Source organism: Streptomyces sp. NTH33 (genome assembly GCF_003236365.1).
In the GTDB taxonomy this organism is placed as follows: Bacteria; Actinomycetota; Actinomycetes; order Streptomycetales; family Streptomycetaceae; genus Streptomyces.
Genome location: NZ_POTZ01000691.1, coordinates 1 through 2,656, shown reverse-complemented (window position 1 = coordinate 2,656; position 2,656 = coordinate 1). Strand labels below are relative to the sequence as shown.

The following is a 2,656-nucleotide window of genomic DNA, read 5'->3' as shown; positions in this document are numbered from 1 at the left end:
GTGCCGGCGGCTGGTCCGTGGGGGTGTGGGGCAGGCAGGCCGAGGTCAGGGTGACGGGCATGGCAACTCCCTTGGTCAGTGGGGTGGTTGTCTCTCCGCGCGCACGGTGGCCTGTCACCCGGGCCTGGCTTGGCATGGGCGATGCGCTTCCGTCCGGTGGGCGAAGGGTCGTAATCGATCTGTCACGGAAGGTAAGGGCGGCAGGGTCAATGTGTCCAACATTTTGGAGATAATTGCCCCCTCCGCGTGATGGACCGCAGCGGCGCTCCCCGGCAGACTGTGGGCGACCACAGCGCGAGAGAGGGCAGCATGACCACGAGGCGTACGCCGACGGAGCGGCAGAAACGGCTGGGTGCCGAGCTGCGGAAGATGCGGCTCGCGGCAGGAGTCACCACCGAGTACGCGGCCGGCCTGCTCGGTATCGACCGGACCCGACTGTCCAACATGGAGTCCGGAATCCGGCCCTTCTCGGCGGACCGCATCCGCACACTGGCCTGCAACTACTCCTGTGCTGACAGCGGTTACGTCGACGCACTGGTCGCCATCGCCGAGAACAAGGAGCGGGGCTGGTGGGAGCAGTACCGGGGAACCCTGCCCGCCGGGCTCCTGGACATCGCCGAGCTGGAGTGGCACGCCACGCGAGTGCGGACGGTGCAGTTCATGCACGTGCCTGGGCTGCTACAGACCGAGGACTACGCCCGTGGCGTCTTCGCCGCCGTACTGCCACCGCTGAGTCGGCTTGAGGTGGAGTTGCGGGTGGCACACCGCATGGAGCGCCAGCAGGTCTTCGAGCGGCCCGGGCCCCTCCCGTATGTCGCGTACATCCATGAGGCCGCGCTGCGCATGCGGTTCGGCGGTGACGACGTGACTCGACACCAACTGGACCACCTGGCCGCCCAGTCCGAGCGGGACGGCATCGACATGCGGGTGATTCCGACGAACGTGAGCGGATTTCCGGGGGCGGGGCATGCGCTGCTCTACGCGGACGGCGTCGTGCCTCAACTCGACACCGTGCAGCTGGACTCCGCACATGGGCCGGAATTCACCAGCGCGGAAGCCCAGCTCAGCAAGTACCGTGCCCACTTGGACTGGATGGACGACGCGGCGCTGCCTCCGGCGGCTTCGCGCGACCTCATCCGAACCGTCGCCCGCGAGCTGTGAGGAGACCACCGTGGCTGAGATCGACTGGGAAGAGCCCTTCTGCGGCGAAGGCAACAACTGCTTCCGCATAGGGACCGACACCGACGGCAACGCCTACATCGCCGTCGCCGAACAGGAGGACCGCCCCCTGACCGACAGCCGTGAAGCCCTCCGCGCCCTCATCCTGGAGATCAAGGCGGGGAGGGCCGACCACCTGCTGTAGGAGCGGCGCTTCGGAGTCACGACCGTCAACGGTTCAGGTCCATGACCCCGACTCCGAGCCCGTTGTAGGCCTCCGGCGCGACAGTGGCCACCAGCGCGCCGTCGGGAAGCATCGGGTTGGGCCGGGCCACATGCACGGCTGCTGCGACACCGAAGGCGACACTGTCGCGGAGCAACTCGGCGACGGTCATGGCCATCGCGTAGTCGTCATCGATGACGCTCAATACGTCCAGCAGCACACCCGCATGGGCGACAATCCCCGCACGCTCCCGCTCAGCCTCCAACAGGCACAGCACAGGCACCCACAGGCGCACGTCGTCGCTGGAGGCCGCGGCATGGATGAGGCCGGAGACCTGCTTGTTGCCGCCCATCGCCAGCAGCGTGGAACTGTCCAGGACGTAGTGTTCGATCACCTGGCTCAACCGGATGACTCCGTTTCCGCGAGCGCGGCACGGTGTGCGGCGGTGGCTGCCCGCATCTTGCGCCGCATCTCCGCGGACTCCTCGTCCGTCACGTAATGCCCGAACCGCTCGGCGAGCAGGTCACGGGTGCGGTCGGCCCTGGCCTTGATCTGCTCGGGGGTCAGGGTTTGAGCAGCTATCTCCTGCATGAGGGCACGCAGACTGGTCCCCCGCGCCTCGGCCACGGCAGCGAGCTGATCACGAACTTCGGCGGGCACGCGGATCATGACGTCGGACATGCTGACAGTATACGCGGCGTATACGCCGGTGGGCGAGGTACGCGTCCGCCGACGGTGGGATGGAACGGGCACAGAGACTCCAGGACCGCTCAGCTCTGGGTACGGGGGAACGAGACCTCCACTCGGCGGTTCTTCTTGCGGCCGTCCTCCGTGGAGTTGTCCGCGATGGGGTACTGCTCGGCGTAGCCGCGGACGTCGAAGGTGACGTTCGGGTCGTTCAGGCCTTGGGAGAGGAGGTCCTGGACAGCGTTGGCGCGCTGCTTGGACAGGACGACGCCGTGTGCGTGGGTGCCGAGGTTGTCCGTGAAGCCGAAGACGCGGACCTGGGTCGACTTCTGCTTCCTGATCTCCTCCGCGATCGCGTCGATACGAGCCTTCGCCCGGTCGCTCAGCTTCGCGCTGTCCTTGGCGAACAGCACCTCGGCCTGGAGGGCGAACGTCACGTCGGTGTTGGTGTCCTCACGGCGTTCCTCGCCGCCCTGGTCCTCGACCACCAACTTGATGTCGAGCACCTTGGGCTCGGCGAGGGTGGCACCCTCGGGGAGCTTGAGGTCGGGGTCGGCCGGGTCGACCTTCACGGGGGCGGAGGCGGAG

At 67.4% G+C, this 2,656-nt stretch carries 5 protein-coding genes; 2 read left to right on the top strand and 3 right to left on the bottom strand.

Annotated features, from left to right (window positions below; all coding sequences use genetic code 11):
- Positions 1 to 309: 309 nt before the first annotated feature.
- A complete protein-coding gene (locus tag C1I97_RS35045) occupies positions 310 to 1,161 on the top strand; it encodes a helix-turn-helix domain-containing protein (protein ID WP_111006995.1) in 852 nt (283 codons plus the stop codon).
- A gap of 10 nt (positions 1,162 to 1,171) precedes the next feature.
- Positions 1,172 to 1,363, top strand: coding sequence for a hypothetical protein (locus tag C1I97_RS35040; RefSeq protein WP_111006994.1), 192 nt, complete (start codon positions 1,172 to 1,174; stop codon positions 1,361 to 1,363).
- Between the two features lie 25 nt (positions 1,364 to 1,388).
- Here the strand turns inward: C1I97_RS35040 and C1I97_RS35035 are convergent, their stop codons facing one another.
- The 3 genes from C1I97_RS35035 to C1I97_RS35025 all read right to left on the bottom strand — a co-directional run.
- Complete coding sequence (locus tag C1I97_RS35035; protein ID WP_258382891.1) at positions 1,389 to 1,775, bottom strand: hypothetical protein; 387 nt, start codon at positions 1,773 to 1,775, stop codon at positions 1,389 to 1,391.
- A 5-nt stretch (positions 1,776 to 1,780) separates the two neighbouring features.
- Complete coding sequence (locus tag C1I97_RS35030; RefSeq protein ID WP_111006993.1) at positions 1,781 to 2,062, bottom strand: Arc family DNA-binding protein; 282 nt, start codon at positions 2,060 to 2,062, stop codon at positions 1,781 to 1,783.
- Between the two features lie 89 nt (positions 2,063 to 2,151).
- Positions 2,152 to 2,656 (bottom strand): OmpA family protein (locus tag C1I97_RS35025; RefSeq protein ID WP_111006992.1); only part of this gene is annotated, 505 nt, incomplete at its 5' end.

Bases quoted from the DNA above. Each gene is read 5' to 3' on its own strand.
- C1I97_RS35045 (WP_111006995.1), top strand. From the start codon at position 310: ATGACCACGAGGCGTACGCCGACGGAGCGGCAGAAACGGCTGGGTGCC.
- C1I97_RS35030 (WP_111006993.1), bottom strand. From the start codon at position 2,062: ATGTCCGACGTCATGATCCGCGTGCCCGCCGAAGTTCGTGATCAGCTC.